We start from the raw sequence: 16,912 nt of genomic DNA, 5'->3' as shown, positions 1-16,912 counted from the left end.
AAGGCACCGCCGAAGCGGTGCCTGTCGTTCCTGCCGGCCGAGCCGGGCAGCGCGCTCAGTGCGTGGGCGCGGCCATCCCGTTGTGGCGCAGCAATGCATCGATCTTCGGCTCGCGGCCGCGGAACGCCTTGAACGAATCCATCGCCGGGCGGCTGCCGCCGACCTCGAGGATTTCGCGGCGATAGCGCGTGCCGGTTGCCGCGTCGAGCACGCTGCCGCTTGCGGCGGCCGCTTCCTCGAATGCCGCGTACGCGTCGGCCGACAGCACCTCGGCCCACTTGTAGCTGTAGTAGCCGGCTGCATAGCCGCCCGCGAAGATATGGCTGAACGTGTTCGGCCAGCGCGAGAACGCCGCCTGCGGGATCACGTGGTAGCGCTCGTTGATCTCGCGCGCGAACGCGTTCACGCCGGTGGCGCCCGCCGGGTCGAAGTCGACGTGCAGCAGCATGTCGAACATCGAGTACACGATCTGGCGCAGCGTGCCGAGCCCGCTCTGGAAATTCTTCGCGGCAATCATCTTGTCGAACAGCTCGCGCGGCAGCGCGGCGCCCGTGTCGATGTGCGACGACATCGACGACAGCACGTCCCATTCCCAGCAGAAGTTTTCCATGAACTGCGACGGCAGCTCGACCGCATCCCATTCGACGCCGTTGATGCCCGACACGCCGAGCTCGTCGACGCGCGTGAGCATGTGGTGCAGCCCGTGGCCGAATTCATGGAACAGCGTGATGACTTCGTCGTGCGTGAAGCACGCGGGCTTGCCGCCGACCGGCGCCGAGAAGTTGCAGGTGAGGTAGGCGACGGGAGTCTGCACGTCGCTGCCGCGTTTCGCGCGCGACCGCGCGTCGTCCATCCATGCGCCGCCGCGCTTGCCTTCGCGTGCGTACAGGTCGAGATAGAACTGCGCGACGAGCGAGCTGTCGCGGTTCTCGACGCGGAAGAAGCGCACGTCCTTGTGCCACACCGGCGCGTCGTCCGGCTTGATCCGCACGCCGAACAGCGCCTCGGTGACGGTGAACAGGCCCTTCAGCGCGGCCGGTTCCGGGAAGTACTGCTTGACCTCGTTTTCCGAGAAGGCGTAGCGCTGCTGGCGCAGCTTTTCGGCCGCATACGCGATGTCCCACGGCGCGAGTTCGGCCAGGTCGAGTTCCTTCGCGGCGAATGCGCGCAGTTCGTCCCAGTCCTTGTCCGCGTGCGGGCGCGCACGCGTCGCGAGATCCTCGAGGAACGCGATCACCTGCTGCGGCGATTCGGCCATCTTCGGCGCGAGCGACACTTCGGCGAAGTTGCGGTAGCCGAGCATCTGCGCCTCTTCGCGGCGCAGCTTCAGCTCGTCGGCGACGATCGCCGTGTTGTCCCAATCGGCCTTGCCGTCGCCGTACTGCGGCCCGAGTTCCGACGCGCGCGTCGCATACGCGTGATAGAGCGTCTCGCGCAGCGCGCGGTTGTTCGCGTACTGCAGCACCGGGAAGTACGACGGGAAGTGCAGCGTGAATTTCCAGCCGTCCTTGCTGTCCTTTTGCGCGGCTTCGCGGGCAGCCTCGATCGCGTCGCCCGGCAGGCCGGCCAGCTCGGCCTCGTCCTGCACGAAGTACGCGTACGCGTTGGTCGCGTCGAGCACGTGGTCGGAGAATGCCTTCGACAGCGCGGCCTGCTGTTCCTGCAATTCCGCGAAGCGCGGTTTCTGGTCCTCGGGCAGCTCGGCGCCCGACAGGCGGAAATCGCGCAGCGCGTTGTCGAGGATCTTCTTGCGTTCGGCGGACAGCGTCGCGTATTCGGCGCTCGCGGCGATCGCCTTGTACTTCTCGTACAGCGCGAGATTCTGGCCGACGCTCGACCAGAATTCGGTCACGCGCGGCAGGTTCTCGCCGTAGGCGGCCCGCAACTCGGGCGTATCGGCGACCGCGTTCAGGTGACCGACGATGCCCCATGCGCGACCGAGCGGCTCCGACGCGTGTTCGACCGTCTCGACCACATCGGCCCAGGTCGACGGCGTCGCGGGTGCGCTCGCGGCTTCGACCGCGCGGGTGGCTGCGTCGAGCAGCGTATCGAGCGCGGGCGTCACGTGTTCCGGACGAATCTCGCCGAAGCGGGGCAGGCCGGAGAAGTCGAGGAGCGGATTGGTGTTGGCGCTGGCGGACATAAGACTCCCTGTCTGTTGCCGGATGAACCGGGATAAAAAGGGTAACGGCGGTAAGGCGCGACGGCGCCCGATACCGACATTATTGGGGCGCATCGTGCGCTTTCCAATCGTTAGTTTCTAACGGTGCGATTGACGCAGGGTCGGATGCGGGGCGGAGGGCGGTCTGGCGAGGCGAGGCCGGCGCGGGGCGGCCGGTGAGACGCCGGCGCACGTGAACCGCGCGCCGGCTGAACAGGCGCGCGGTCAGGCGGCCGCGGCGGCGGCGCGCTCGGCGGCTTCGATCGTGTTGATCAGCAGCATCGTGATGGTCATCGGGCCGACGCCGCCCGGCACCGGCGTGATGTGGCCGGCCACTTCCTTCACGCCCGCGAAGTCGACGTCGCCGCACAGCTTGCCCGCGTCGTCGCGGTTCATGCCGACGTCGATCACCGTCGCGCCGGGCTTCACCATGTCGGCGGTCAGGATGTTGCGCTTGCCGACCGCGGCGACCACGATGTCGGCGCCACGCGTGTGCGCGGCGAGGTCGCGCGTCTTGCTGTGGCAGATCGTCACGGTTGCGCCGGCTTCCAGCAGCATCATCGCCATCGGCTTGCCGACGATGTTCGAGCGGCCGATCACGACCGCGTTCGCACCCTGCAGCGCGATGTCGTGGGCTTCGAACATCTTCATCACGCCGTACGGCGTGCACGGGCGGAACAGCGGCTTGCCCGTCATCAGCGCACCGGCGTTCGCGACGTGAAAGCCGTCGACGTCCTTCTCCGGCGCGATCGCCTCGATCACCTTGTGGCTGTCGATGTGCGCGGGCAGCGGCAGCTGCACGAGGATGCCGTGGATCTTCGGATCGCGGTTCAGCTCGTCGATGCGCGCGAGCAGGTCGGCTTCCGACAGCGTCGCCGGGTAGGCATCCTTCAGCGAGAAGAAACCGTTGTCCTCGCACGCCTTGATCTTGTTGCGCACGTAGACTTCGCTCGCCGGGTTCGCGCCGACGAGGATCACCGCGAGACCGGGCTGGTGGCCGCGTGCGGTCAGGGCGGCGGCGCGTTCGGCGGCCTGCGCGCGCAGGGTCTTCGAAAGGCCGTTGCCGTCAATGAGGAGGGCTGTCATGGTGGTGGGTCCTGCCGGGAAGTTGGAATGCGGGCGTGCGGCGCTCGAAGCGCTGCAGCAAAGCACGCAATTATACCGGTCGCCTGCTGCCGTCCGACAGCGAATCAGCGCAAAGCGTCATGGCCGCGGCGCTCGCGCGCCGGGAAGAAACGCCGCCGCCGCGCGAGTGGGCCGCATCGCGCGGGGCGGCAGGGGGCCAAGCACGCCATCGGCGTGGACAGGCCCCTGGGCCGGGCGGGCAGTGCCGCCGCAGCCGGCGAACGCTCAGGCCTGTTTCTTCGACAGCGCGAGGCGCAGCAGGTCGGCCACCGTGTTGACGTTGAGCTTTTCCATGATGTTCGCGCGGTGCGCTTCGACCGTCTTGATGCTGATGCCGAGATCGTCGGCGATCTGCTTGTTCAGGCGGCCCGCGATGATCCGTTCGAGCACCTGCTGCTCGCGCGCGGTCAGCTTCGACAGGCGTTCGCTCGCGGCGCGCTGTTCCTGGACGCTCTTGCTTTCGCTTCGGGCCTTGTCGAGCATCCGCTCGACGAGCTTGCGCAACTCGGCTTCGTCGAACGGTTTCTCGATAAAGTCCATCGCACCCTTTTTCATCGTCGACACGGCCATCGGCACATCGCCGTGACCCGTGACGAAGATGATCGGCAGCGCGGCGTTGTCGGCGATCAGGCGCTCCTGCAGTTCGAGGCCGCTCATGCCCGACATCCGGACGTCGAGGATCAGGCAGGCGATCTGGCCGGCTTGCTGCGCCGGCTGATACGCATCGAGGAATTGCTCGGCGCTCGAGAAGCATTGCACGCGATAGCCGTTCGCCTCCAGCAGCCAGCGCAGCGAGTCCCGTACGGCCTCGTCGTCGTCGACGACAAAGACGGTTTCCTGAGTGGTGGTGACAGGGCTATTCATAGTTCTCCCGTTACGGTATGTGATGCCGATGCCTCGCGCCCCCCTCGGCCGAGATCAGCGGGTTCCCCAATGGGCAGGCTGCAGTGGAACGTCGCGCCGGAAATGCGGCCATCCGGCTCGACGTTGTTGACCACCCACAGACGCCCCCGATGCGATTCGATGATCGAACGGCAGATGTTCAGCCCCATGCCCATGCCATCGGACTTGGTGCTGTAAAACGGTTCGAACAGGCGCTCGGCGGTCGCTTCGTCGACGCCCGGGCCCTGGTCGATCACGCGGATGTCGACGAATCCCGCATCGATGTCGGCAACGACGCGGATCACGCCGTCCGCCGACGCCGGCTTCACGTCGGCCATTGCTTCGGCCGCGTTCTTCATCAGGTTCATCAGGACCTGCTCGATCAGCACGGGGTCGACATAAATAATAGGCATTCTTGCGAGGATTTCCGTGACGATCCGGATCCTGCGCTTTCTTGCCTCGATTTCGGCGAGCCCGACCGCGTCGGCGACGATGTCCGCGACGCGCGCCGGCTGGCGCTTCGGCTCGCTGCGCTTCACGAATTCGCGGATCCGCTTGACGATCATCCCCGCGCGCAGCGCCTGCTGCGCGGTCTTTTCGAGTGCGGGCTGCAGCGTCTCGGGCGTACCGCGGCCGCTCTTGACGAGCGCGAGCGTGCCCGAGCAGTAGTTGTTGATCGCGGCGAGCGGCTGATTCAATTCGTGAGCAATCGACGACGCCATTTCACCCATCGTCATCAATCGGCTCGTGAACTGCAGCTTCTCTTCCTGCTGGTGCGCGAGTTCCTGCGCCTTCTTGCGGGTCGTGATGTCGGTCGCGATCTGCATCTGCGCGAGGTGGCCGTCCACCCACTGGATGTACTGACGGCGCACCTCGAACCACTTCTGGATGCTCTCGACATACACCTCCTGCGCATCGGCGGTGCTGCTCGTCAGCGCGGCGGCCGGCAGGCCCGCGAACGCGTCGACCATGTCGATCGAGTCGGACGACGCCTGCGCGCGGTCGAAGCCGCCGCCGGACAGTTCGAGATGGCCGTCCGGGCGGATGCCGAACAGGTGGCGGTAGTAGCGGTTCGCGAACAGCAGCTCGGCCTCGTCGGCGGCCAGCACCGACACCGCGGCGTCGAGGCTTTCGAGCACCGTCGTGAAGCGCTCGTGCGCGGCCGCGAGTTCCTCGCGCGCGCGCTTCGGCTCGGTGATGTCGGTCATCGACGACATCCAGCCGGTCTGGCGGCCGGAGCTGTCGATCAGCGGCGACACGTACAGTCGCGCGTGGAACAGCGTGCCGTTCTTGCGCCGCACGCGCAGCTCGAAGCCCGAGCTCGGCGCCTTGCCGCGCAGCGTCATGTCGAGCTGGCGCTGCATTTCCGGGTAAGCGTCGCGCGGCCAGTACGGGAACGGCGCGACCTTGCCGACGAGATCGGTTTCGTCCCAGCCCGTCATCCGGCAGAACGCGGGGTTCACGTGCGTGATGCGGCCGTGCATGTCGAGCACGCGCATGCCGATCAGCACCGAGTTTTCCATCGCGCGGCGGAAGAACGCTTCCGCGTACAGCGCCTGCTGCGCCTCGAAGCGCTGGCGCGTGTGCTTCCACAGGCTCCAGAGGCTCCACAGCACGAAGCACGACAGCCCCGCGACGAGCCACACGAGCGTGTTGTTGGTCAGGTTGGTGAGCTGCGGGAACGCGTACACGCGCACGGTCAGCCCCTGGCCGGGCGGATCGAGCGGCAGGTCGTAGTGGGAGTCGCGCGGCAGGCGCGGGCGCGTCGAGGTGGACGACAGCTCTCGGTTGTTCGCGTCGGTGATCGAGATCTTGTACTTCGACGACAGTTCCTGCGGGATGTCGTGCTTGAGGATGCCTTCGACCGAAAACACCGCGGCGATCGAGCCGAGATATTCGCGGTCGCCGCGCATCACGGGCGTTTGCAGCGTGATGAAGCCGTTGCCGAAGTCGTCGTAGATCAGCGGCGAATAGGCCTGGCGGCGCGTACTGCGCGCTTCGTCGTAGGCGCCGCGCACGGCGTCCTGCATCTGCGCGTCGCCGGGCTTCGCGAGCCGCTGGCCGAGCAGCGGCGGATGCACGGTCGGCCAGCGCTGCACGCCGGGCGCCGTATACCAGTTCAGGTAGAGGATTTCCGGATGCGTCTGCATCACGTCGGCGACGGCCATCTGGAACGCGTTCTGGTCGAGGCGGCCGGACGCGAGATCGCGCGACAGCGCCTGCAGCTGCTCCTGCGCGCCCGTCATCGACAGGCGGATCTGCTGCTGCGCCCATGCGACGTTACGGAACAGCGTGTCTTCCTGCTGCTGCTGCTCGCGGCGGTTGAGACTCCACAGGATGAGGCTCATCACCACGAGGAACACGAGGATCGACAGCAGCGGCGTCAGCAAATAGGAATTGGACCACCACGGTCCGTGGTGCCAACGGGACGGCTGCGACTCCGCCGGCGGGCCCGACGGTCGCGCCGAGCGTGCGAAAAGCCGATCGGTCAACATGGCAGGATTGTAGCGCAGCGCAATACATGGAAAACCTATACCGGATATGTTGAACGGAAACGGATTTGTTCAGCCGGGACGCGCCGGAGCGCCCCGAAATGTGGGTGCAGCGCAGCAATATTCCGCATTACGAGAAAAGATCTCACGATTCGAAAATTTTGTTGCGCAGGCCCCCGCACGCTCATTACAATCCGCCGGAGCTTGCCCGCAGCCGGTCGCGTCGCGTCGTCTGCACGAGAGCGATCCTCACATTCCAGGACCCAGGAGACGAGAATGTCCGCTGTACCGAACGAAGTGATGAAATATGTCGCCGCCGAACGTGACGACGACCCGCAAGAAACCGTTGAGTGGCTGGAGTCGCTCGATGGCGTAATCTCCTCTGTGGGCACTGGCCGCGCGCATTACCTGATCGAAAAGCAGATCGAGTTCGCCCGCATGCACGGCGAACACCTGCCGTTCTCCGCGAATACCCCGTACATCAACACGATCCCGGTCTCGGGCCAGGCGAAGATCCCGGGCGACCAGGACATCGAGCACCGCATCCGTTCGTACACGCGCTGGAACGCGCTGGCGATGGTGCTGCGCGCGGGCAAGGACACGAACGTCGGCGGCCACATCGCGTCGTTCGCGTCGGCCGCGACGCTCTATGACGTCGGCTACAACCACTTCTGGCACGCAGCGTCCGACCAGCACGGCGGCGATCTCGTGTTCGTGCAGGGTCACTCGTCGCCGGGCGTGTATTCGCGCGCGTTCCTGCTCGGCCGCCTGAAGGAAGAGCAGCTCGACAACTTCCGCCAGGAAGTCGACGGCAATGGCATTTCGTCGTACCCGCACCCGTGGCTGATGCCGGACTTCTGGCAGTTCCCGACCGTGTCGATGGGCCTCGGCCCGATCATGGCGATCTACCAGGCGCGCTTCATGAAGTACCTGCAGGCGCGCGGCATCGCAACGACGGAAGGCCGCAAGGTGTGGGCATTCCTCGGCGACGGCGAGACGGACGAGCCGGAATCGCTCGGCGCGATCGGGATGGCGAGCCGCGAGAAGCTCGACAACCTCGTGTTCGTGATCAACTGCAACCTGCAGCGTCTCGACGGCCCGGTGCGCGGCAACGGCAAGATCATCCAGGAACTGGAATCGGAATTCCGCGGCGCCGGCTGGAACGTGATCAAGGTCATCTGGGGCAGCCGCTGGGATGCGCTGTTCGCACGCGACAAGTCGGGCGCGCTGATGCGCCGCATGATGGATGTCGTCGACGGCGAATACCAGACGTACAAGTCGGAATCGGGCGCGTTCGTCCGCGAGCACTTCTTCAACACGCCTGAACTGAAGGCGCTCGTCGCCGACTGGTCGGACGACGACATCTGGGCGCTGAACCGCGGCGGCCACGATCCGCACAAGATCTACGCGGCGTTCCACGAAGCCAGCAACACGAAGGGCGCGCCGACCGTCATCCTCGCGAAGACCATCAAGGGCTACGGGATGGGCGAGTCGGGTCAGGCGATGAACATCACGCACCAGCAGAAGAAACTGCCGGTCGAGCAACTGAAGAAGTTCCGCGACCAGTTCCGCCTGCCGATCACCGACGAACAGATCGCCGACGTGCCGTACCTGAAGTTCGAGGAAGGCTCGAAGGAACTCGAATACATGCGCAAGCAGCGCATGGACCTCGGCGGCTACCTGCCGCACCGCCGCGAGAAGGCGACGTCGCTGCCGGTGCCGGCGCTCGACGCGTTCGAGCCGCTGCTGAAGGGCACGGGCGAAGGCCGCGAGATCTCGACGACGATGGCGTTCGTACGAATCCTGAACATCCTGCTGAAGGACAAGGCGCTGGGCAAGCGCGTCGTGCCGATCGTCCCGGACGAATCGCGTACGTTCGGCATGGAAGGCCTGTTCCGCCAGATCGGTATCTGGAACCAGCAGGGCCAGAAGTACGTGCCGGAAGATTCCGACCAGCTGATGTTCTACAAGGAATCGGAAACCGGCCAGATCCTGCAGGAAGGCATCAACGAAGCGGGCGGCATGTGCGACTGGATCGCGGCGGCGACGTCGTACTCGACGCACGGCGAGATCATGGTGCCGTTCTACATCTTCTATTCGATGTTCGGCTTCCAGCGGATCGGCGACCTCGCATGGGCCGCGGGCGACATGCGCTCGCGCGGCTTCCTGCTCGGCGGCACGGCGGGCCGTACGACGCTGAACGGCGAAGGCCTGCAGCACGAAGACGGCCACTCGCTCCTGTGGGCGGCATCGGTGCCGAACTGCGTGAGCTACGACCCGACGTTCGGCTATGAACTCGCGGTGATCATCCAGGACGGTCTGCGCCGCATGGTGCAGGATCAGGAAGACGTGTACTACTACGTCACGGTGATGAACGAGAACTACGAGCACCCGGCGATTCCGCAGGGCGAGCACGTGGCGGCCGACATCATCAAGGGCATGTACGCGTTCAGGAAGGCCGACGCCGACAAGAAGGCGCCGCGCGTCCAGTTGCTCGGCGCGGGCACGATCTTCAACGAAGTGATCGCTGCCGCCGACCTGCTGAAGAACGACTGGGGCGTCGCCGCCGATCTGTGGAGCGTGCCGAGCTTCACCGAACTCGCGCGCGAAGGCCATCAGGTCGAGCGCTGGAACCTGCTCCATCCGACCGAGGAGCGCCGTCTGTCGCACGTGCAGAAGTGCCTCAAGGACACGCAGGGCCCGGTCATCGCATCGACCGACTACGTCCGTGCGCTGGTCGACCAGATCCGCGGCCAGGTCGATCGCCGCTTCGTCGTGCTGGGCACCGACGGCTTCGGCCGCTCGGATACGCGCGAGAAGCTGCGTCACTTCTTCGAGGTCGACCGTCACTGGGTCACCGTCGCGGCGCTCAACGCGCTGGCAGACGAAGGCACGATCGAGCGCAAGGTGGTCGCGGAAGCGATCGCCAAGTACAACCTCGATCCGTCCAAGCCCAACCCGATGACCGTTTAACGCACACGCCGTGTGATGCCGCGCGCCGCTTCCGCGAGAGGCGCGCGCGGCCATGGAGACAGAAACAGATGAGTCAAGCGATCGAAGTGAAGGTGCCGGATATCGGCGATTACAAGGACGTGCCGGTGATCGAGATCGGCGTGAAGGTCGGCGACACGGTCGAGCCCGAGCAGTCGCTCGTCACGCTCGAGTCGGACAAGGCGACGATGGACGTGCCGAGCCCGGTAGCGGGCGTCGTGAAGGAAATCAAGGTCAAGGTGGGCGATTCCGTGTCGGAAGGCTCGCTGATCATCCTGCTCGAAGGCGGCGCCGCGGCGCAGGCCAATGGTGCGGCCGCGCCGGCCGCAGCACCGGCCGCCGCCGCGCCGGCCGCAGCACCGGCCGCCGCCGCGCCGGCACCGGTCGCAGCAGCACCGGCAGCAACCGGCGGCACGCTCGAAGTGAAGGTGCCCGACATCGGCGACTACAAGGACGTCCCGGTGATCGAGATCGGCGTGAAGGTCGGCGACACGGTCGAGAAGGAACAGTCGCTGGTCACGCTCGAGTCGGACAAGGCGACGATGGACGTGCCGAGCCCGGCCGCCGGCGTCGTGAAGGAAATCAAGGTGAAGGTGGGCGACTCGGTGTCTGAAGGCACGCTGATCGTGCTGCTCGACGCCGCAGGCGCACCGGCTGCCGCACCGCAGGCGAGCGCACCGGCTCCGGCCGCTGCCGCGCCGGCTCCGGCACCCGCCGCCGCCGCGCCGGCCGCACCTGCACCGGCGCCGGCTGCAGCCGCACCGGCTGCCGCGCCGTCGGGCGAATACCGCGCAAGCCACGCATCGCCGTCGGTGCGCAAGTTCGCGCGCGAACTCGGCGTCGAAGTCGCACGCGTGCAGGGTTCGGGTCCGAAGGGCCGCATCACGAAGGAAGACGTCACGGGCTTCGTGAAGGGCGTGATGACGGGCCAGCGCGCAGCGCCGGTCGCGGCAGCCGCGCCGGCAGGCGGCGGCGAGCTGAACCTGCTGCCGTGGCCGAAGGTCGACTTCTCGAAGTTCGGCCCGTTCGAGGCGAAGCCGCTGTCGCGCATCAAGAAGATCTCGGGCGCGAACCTGCATCGCAACTGGGTGATGATCCCGCACGTCACGAACAACGACGAAGCGGACATCACCGAGCTCGAGGCGCTGCGCGTCCAGCTGAACAAGGAGCACGAGAAGGCGGGCGTGAAGTTCACGATGCTCGCGTTCGTGATCAAGGCGGTCGTTGCCGCGCTGAAGAAATTCCCGACCTTCAACGCAAGCCTCGACGGCGACAACCTCGTGTTCAAGCAGTACTTCCACGTCGGTTTCGCCGCCGATACGCCGAACGGCCTCGTCGTGCCGGTGATCCGCGATGCGGACAAGAAGGGTCTCGTCGACATCGCGAAGGAAATGAGCGACCTGTCGAAGGCCGCGCGCGACGGCAAGCTGAAGCCGGACCAGATGCAGGGCGGCTGCTTCTCGATCTCGTCGCTCGGCGGGATCGGCGGGACGAACTTCACGCCGATCATCAACGCGCCGGAAGTGGCGATCCTCGGGTTGTCGCGCGGCCAGACGAAGCCGGTGTGGGATGGCAAGCAGTTCGTGCCGCGTCTCATGCTGCCGCTGTCGCTGTCGTATGACCATCGCGTGATCGATGGCGCGGAAGCCGCGCGGTTCAACGCGTATCTCGGTGCGTTGCTCGGCGATTTCCGTCGCATCATTCTTTGATGAGCGGGGAGTTGGCTCGCGGGGGCGTGGGTTTTTTAGCGGTTATCCACGCTTCGTCGTTGAACCTGTATTGCTAACGGTCTGTCAGCGTCGCCCCTGCGCGGGGCGGCGGTCACTTTTCTTTGTCTTCCAAAGAAAAGTAACCAAAAGAAAGGCGCGTCCTTGGGCGGACGGCAAAGGTGGTTCTGCCCAGGTTCGCGTTCCGTTCTTTCGCGGCCGTCATCGGGTCATCGCGGGTTGCTCCCTCTCTGTCTGCAGCTAATCAAGAAGGGGACAGTAATGAGTCTCATCGAAGTCAAGGTTCCGGATATCGGCGATTTCAGCGGCGTCGATGTCATCGAAGTCAATGTGAAGCCGGGCGACGTGATCGAAAAAGAGCAGACGCTCATCACGCTCGAATCGGACAAAGCCTCCATGGAAGTGCCCAGCGACGTCGCCGGCACCGTCAAGGAAATCAAGGTCAAGGCCGGCGAGAAAGTCTCGCAAGGCACCGTCATCGCCATCGTCGAAGCCTCGGCAGGCGCAGCCGCACCCGCGAAAGCACCGGAACCGGCCAAGCCTGCAGCAGCGGCTGCACCGGCACCGGCCGCAGCCGCTCCGGCACCCGCGCCGCAAGCCGGCAGCTACGCCGGCGCAGTCGACATCGAGTGCGACATGCTCGTGCTCGGCGCCGGCCCCGGCGGCTATTCGGCCGCGTTCCGCGCAGCCGATCTCGGCATGAAGACGGTGCTCGTCGAACGCTACTCGACGCTCGGCGGCGTGTGCCTGAACGTGGGCTGCATTCCGTCGAAGGCGCTGCTGCACACGGCGCTCGTCATCGACGAAGCCGCGGCGCTCGCGTCGCACGGCATCTCGTTCGGCAAGCCGGAAGTCGATCTCGACAAGCTGCGCGACTTCAAGGGCGGCGTCGTCAAGAAGCTGACGACGGGCCTCGCCGGCATGGCGAAGGCGCGCAAGGTCGAAGTCGTCACGGGCGTCGGCGCATTCGTCGATCCGTATCACATGGAAGTGCAGGGCGAAAACGGCAAGAAGGTCGTCAGGTTCAAGCAGGCGATCATCGCCGCGGGCTCGCAGGCGGTGAAGCTGCCGTTCATGCCGGAAGACCCGCGTGTCGTCGATTCGACGGGCGCGCTCGAACTGCGCCAGCTGCCGAAGCGCATGCTCGTGATCGGCGGCGGCATCATCGGCCTCGAAATGGCCACGGTATACGCGACGCTCGGCGCCGAGATCGATGTCGTGGAAATGATGGACGGCCTGATGATGGGCGCGGACCGCGATCTCGTGAAGGTCTGGGAAAAGTACAACGCGAAGCGCTTCGGCAACGTGATGCTGAAGACCAAGACGGTCGGCGCGGAAGCGAAGGAAGACGGCATCTACGTGAAGTTCGAGGGCGAAAAGGCGCCGGCGGAAGCGCAGCGCTACGACCTCGTGCTCGTCGCGGTGGGCCGCAGCCCGAACGGCAAGAAGATCGGCGCCGACAAGGCCGGCGTCGCCGTCACGGATCGCGGCTTCATCGACGTCGACAAGCAGATGCGCACGAACGTCCCGCACATCTTCGCGATCGGCGATATCGTCGGCCAGCCGATGCTTGCGCACAAGGCCGTGCATGAAGGCCACGTCGCAGCGGAAGCCGCGCACGGCGAGAAGGCCTACTTCGACGCACTGCAGATCCCGTCGGTGGCTTACACCGATCCGGAAGTGGCATGGGCCGGCAAGACGGAAGACCAGTGCAAGGCCGAAGGCATCAAGTACGGCAAGGCCGTGTTCCCGTGGGCCGCTTCGGGCCGCGCGATCGCGAACGGTCGCGACGAAGGCTTCACGAAGCTGATCTTCGACGAGGAAACCCATCGCGTGATCGGCGGTGCGATCGTCGGCCTGAATGCGGGCGACCTGATCAGCGAAGTGTGCCTCGCCGTCGAGATGGGCGCGGACGCGGAAGACATCGGCAAGACGATCCATCCGCACCCGACGCTCGGCGAATCGGTCGGCATGGCCGCCGAACTGTACGAAGGCGTTTGTACGGACCTGCCGCCGCAACGCAAGAAGTAACGCGACCGGCACGGCCGGCCATGCGCCGGCCACGAAAAAACGCCGCCGCTCGGGCAATCCGGGCGGCGGCGTTTTCTTTGGTTCGCGGCCGGCGTTCAAACGACCGTTCGAGGCAGGCAGGCGGGCGGCGGCCGGTTCGTGCGTGTTCCGGCGCCGGAAACGAAAAAGCCGCGCTGTGCGCGGCTTTTTCAGGAGCAGGGGACGCTTACGCGGCCGGCTTGCTCGTACGACGTGCAGCAGCGGCGGTAGCAGCCTTCGTTGCGACGGCAGCAGCGGCGTTGAAGTTCGTCTCGGCGATTTCGACGGCTTGCTTCGCAGCCTTCTGAACCGTTTCGTACGTGGTGTTCGCAGCGTTCAGTGCCGACTTCAGCGCGGCGACAGCCGTTTCCGAACCGGCCGGGGCATTCTTCGCGACGTTGTCGACGAGTGCCTGGACCTTCTTGTTCTGCTCTTCGAATTGCGCTTCAGCAACCTTCGCGAATTCGGCTTGCGTCGACGACGCGATTTCGTACAGGTGACGGCCGTACGACAGCACCTTTTCCGCGACCGGCTGCGACAGGCTCGCTTGCAGCGCGATCAGTTCCTGCGCGTCCTTCACCGACAGCAGGCGCTGTGCGTTTTCCTGGCCTTCGGCCAGCGTCGACTTCACGACCTGCAGGTTGAGTTCGATCAGCTTTTCGACGCCTTCGAACGCCTTGGTCGTCAGACCGAACAGGCTTTCGAGGTTGGCTTTCTGTGCAGCGGCGATTTGCTCGGGGGTCAGCAAGGACATGTCCAGCTCCTGAAAAGCGATCGCGTCGATCGCTGGGTAAAGGGCACTACGACGGGGAACCTCGGATGCGCGTGCTTTGTGCAACGCAGCAATGAAGCGTATTTTAGGGCAGAGAAAACGGATGTCAAGTATTTTTTGTGCGTTGCACAATCGCGACAAATTATCGATAAAACAACGAGTTATCGTGGTCGTTCGGAATCGGTTTCACGCGCGATCCCAAATGGTGCGCACGGCTGCGGGGCAAGCGCGGCGCACCATGAGCATGCACAGGTAAACCTGACAGGCCGATGGAACGTTATCCTTCTGTTCCTGTCGAAAAGCGCGCCGTTTCGATGCGCGTGCCGTGGCGACGTGCCGCCGCCACGGTCGAGACCGGCGCCCCTGGCACGCCGAGCGCCGGATACGTAGTTTCCCCGCTTTAAATCGCCTCCGAAGTGACGTTATCTCAATTAACCGTGTGGTAATCGGGAGACGGGTACTGTCGGGCAGCGCATCCCATGGATTTTTTCGATGGGAGCGGGAGGGTCGATTTGCCAGAGGTTGGCCGACTCTTACATTCCGGTTTAACGACGATCGGTAAGTGCCTAATATTGCTCTTTTTTTCAGCTTTAACTACACTTGCGGAAACCTCCCGCCCGCTTTGTCCAGACCCCAATGAAAGCCGAATCGTTTTCACCGCGCAGATTGTTGCAGAGCATGACGCTCGGCACGGCTGTGTCGGTCGCAGTCGCCTTGCTGGCGACCACCGCGTCCGTCGCGCCTGCTGACGCCTTTGCCGCCACTGCGAGTACCCAACAAGCCGCCAAGAAAAAGGCCGCCGCTCCTGCTTCGTCCGCGAAGAAGAAGTCGGCCAAGGCAAGCTCCGAGAAATCCGCCAAGGTCGCCGCGGCCGATGCGCCGCGCGCGAAGGCGTCGCGCAAGCGCGTGACGCTCGCGGCGAACGTGCACGGCGTCCACCGCGGCGCGGTCCGCAAGGTCGCGTTCCAGCCGCGTCGTCCGACCGTCGGCCAGGCGTTCGGCCTGCACGACACGCCGGACGCGCTCGCGCTGCGTTCGAGCGTCGCGTACGTCGTCGACCAGAATTCCGGCGAGCCGCTGTTCGACAAGAATTCGCACGCCGTCGTGCCGATCGCGTCGATCTCGAAGCTGATGACGGCGATGGTCGTGCTCGATTCGAAGTCGCCGATGACCGACCAGATCGAAGTCACGGACGAAGACCGTGACTATGAAAAGGGCACGGGCTCGCGCCTGTCGGTCGGCTCGGTGCTGTCGCGCGAAGACATGCTGCACATCGCGCTGATGGCGTCGGAAAACCGCGCGGCCGCCGCGTTGTCGCGTTACTACCCGGGTGGTCGTCCGGCATTCATCGCGGCGATGAACGCGAAGGCGAAGTCGCTCGGCATGGCCGATACGCACTTCGAGAATTCGACCGGCCTGTCGAGCTCGAACGTGTCGAGCGCGCGCGATCTGGTGAAGATGGTCAATGCGGCGTACCAGTACCCGATGATCCGCCAGTTCTCGACCGATCGCAGCTACGAGGTGTACACGGGCAAGCGCAATCTCGCCTACAACAGCACGAACGCGCTGATCCGCGGCAACGGCTCGTGGGACATCGGCCTGCAGAAGACGGGCTTCATCAACGAAGCAGGCGAATGCCTCGTGATGCAGGCGACGATCCACGGCCGGCCGATGGTGATGGTGCTGCTCGATTCGTTCGGCAAGTATTCGCGCTTCGCCGACGCGGCGCGCCTGCGCAACTGGCTCGATGCCGGCGGCGGCGAGCGCCTGACGGCGGCCAACACGCCGAACGGCGGGACCTGATCGTGCCGCGGCGGTTCGCCGCCGCGCCGACGGATGAAAAAAAGCCCCGCAATCGCGGGGCTTTTTCGTTTCGGAGAACCGGGGCCGGTGGCGCGGCTTACGCCTGCCGCTGCAGTCCGTCCGTATCCTTCGTGGGCGCCGGCCGGTAGCCGAGCGATTCCGAGATGGTGAGGGCCGTCCGGCTCAGCTGGCCAAGCCACGCGTCCTGCAGGCGATCGGCCGGTGCCGACAGCGACAGGCCCGCGACGAGCTTGCCCGAATCGTCGTAGATGCCGGCCGCGATACAGCGCACGCCGAGCTCCAGCTCCTCGTTGTCGCGTGCGCACGATTGCTGGCGGACGATCGTCAGCTCGCGCTCGAGCTTCGCGATGTCGGTGATGCTGTTCTGCGTATGGCCGGACAAGCCCGTGCGCGTTGCATAAGCACGCACGCGCGACGTTTCGTCCGCCGCGAGGAACAGCTTGCCGACCGACGTGAGGTGCAGCGGCGCGCGGCCGCCGATCGCGCGGACGACCTGCATCCCCGAGCGCTCCGAATACGCACGCTCGATATAGACGATCTCGTCGCCCTGGCGCACCGACAGGTTCACGGTCTGCCCGGTGAGGCGGTGCAGCTCGCGCATCGGCGTCAGCGCCGCGTCGCGTACCGACAGGCGCGCCTTCACGAGGTTGCCGAGCTCGAGCAGCCGCATGCCCAGACGGTACGTGCCAGGATCGGAGCGGTCGACGAGACGGCAGGTCACCATGTCGTTGAGGATGCGGTGCGCGGTCGACGGATGCAGCTCCGTGCGCTGCGCAAGCTCCTTCAGGCTGACAGGGTCGCTGTGCGCGGCGAGCGCGTCCAGCAACCGCATCATGCGTTCGATCACCTGGATCGACGTTTTTGAATCCGGGGTGGGTTGGCTCATGTC

The 16,912-nt window shown here is 65.5% G+C and carries 10 protein-coding genes; 4 read left to right on the top strand and 6 right to left on the bottom strand.

Annotated elements, in window-relative coordinates:
- Positions 1 to 55: 55 nt before the first annotated feature.
- The 4 genes from ACTRWB_RS22765 to fixL all read right to left on the bottom strand — a co-directional run bounded on the left by ACTRWB_RS22765 (position 56) and on the right by fixL (position 6,663).
- Complete coding sequence (locus ACTRWB_RS22765) at positions 56 to 2,143, bottom strand: M3 family metallopeptidase (protein WP_446903263.1); 2,088 nt, start codon at positions 2,141 to 2,143, stop codon at positions 56 to 58.
- Between the two features lie 243 nt (positions 2,144 to 2,386).
- Positions 2,387 to 3,247 (bottom strand): bifunctional methylenetetrahydrofolate dehydrogenase/methenyltetrahydrofolate cyclohydrolase FolD, encoded by an 861-nt coding sequence (gene folD / locus ACTRWB_RS22760; RefSeq protein ID WP_129512508.1) that lies wholly within the window; start codon positions 3,245 to 3,247, stop codon positions 2,387 to 2,389.
- Between the two features lie 264 nt (positions 3,248 to 3,511).
- Positions 3,512 to 4,150: an oxygen response regulator transcription factor FixJ gene (gene fixJ, locus ACTRWB_RS22755; RefSeq protein ID WP_006493245.1), complete on the bottom strand. Its 639-nt coding sequence runs from the start codon at positions 4,148 to 4,150 to the stop codon at positions 3,512 to 3,514.
- Entirely contained in the window at positions 4,147 to 6,663 is a 2,517-nt protein-coding gene (gene fixL, locus ACTRWB_RS22750) for an oxygen sensor histidine kinase FixL (RefSeq protein ID WP_419684442.1), read from the bottom strand. The genes fixJ and fixL overlap by 4 nt, the downstream gene beginning before the upstream one ends.
- A gap of 273 nt (positions 6,664 to 6,936) precedes the next feature.
- Between fixL and aceE the strand changes: the two genes are divergently transcribed.
- From aceE to lpdA, 3 genes are all read left to right on the top strand, one after another.
- Positions 6,937 to 9,633 (top strand): pyruvate dehydrogenase (acetyl-transferring), homodimeric type, encoded by a 2,697-nt coding sequence (gene aceE / locus ACTRWB_RS22745; protein WP_129512506.1) that lies wholly within the window; start codon positions 6,937 to 6,939, stop codon positions 9,631 to 9,633.
- Positions 9,634 to 9,701: 68 nt separating this feature from the next.
- A complete protein-coding gene (gene aceF / locus ACTRWB_RS22740; RefSeq protein ID WP_446903262.1) occupies positions 9,702 to 11,360 on the top strand; it encodes a dihydrolipoyllysine-residue acetyltransferase in 1,659 nt (552 codons plus the stop codon).
- A gap of 279 nt (positions 11,361 to 11,639) precedes the next feature.
- Complete coding sequence (gene lpdA, locus ACTRWB_RS22735; RefSeq protein ID WP_446903261.1) at positions 11,640 to 13,409, top strand: dihydrolipoyl dehydrogenase; 1,770 nt, start codon at positions 11,640 to 11,642, stop codon at positions 13,407 to 13,409.
- A 205-nt stretch (positions 13,410 to 13,614) separates the two neighbouring features.
- Here lpdA and ACTRWB_RS22730 read toward each other — a convergent pair whose 3' ends face one another.
- Positions 13,615 to 14,181 (bottom strand): phasin family protein, encoded by a 567-nt coding sequence (locus tag ACTRWB_RS22730; protein WP_048248776.1) that lies wholly within the window; start codon positions 14,179 to 14,181, stop codon positions 13,615 to 13,617.
- Between the two features lie 654 nt (positions 14,182 to 14,835).
- Here ACTRWB_RS22730 and pbpG point away from each other — a divergent pair.
- A complete protein-coding gene (gene pbpG, locus ACTRWB_RS22725) occupies positions 14,836 to 16,002 on the top strand; it encodes a D-alanyl-D-alanine endopeptidase (protein WP_129512503.1) in 1,167 nt (388 codons plus the stop codon).
- Between the two features lie 97 nt (positions 16,003 to 16,099).
- On the opposite strand, the gene ACTRWB_RS22720 is transcribed toward pbpG, so the two are convergent.
- The gene (locus tag ACTRWB_RS22720) at positions 16,100 to 16,909 is read right to left on the bottom strand and encodes an IclR family transcriptional regulator (RefSeq protein WP_129512502.1); all 810 of its coding nucleotides are present in this window, start codon (positions 16,907 to 16,909) and stop codon (positions 16,100 to 16,102) included.
- Positions 16,910 to 16,912 lie beyond the last annotated feature (3 nt).

The organism is Burkholderia sp. YIM B11467 (genome assembly GCF_052952715.1).
Note: the sequence above shows the minus strand (reverse complement) of the source record. Positions and strands in the feature narration are given on the sequence as shown.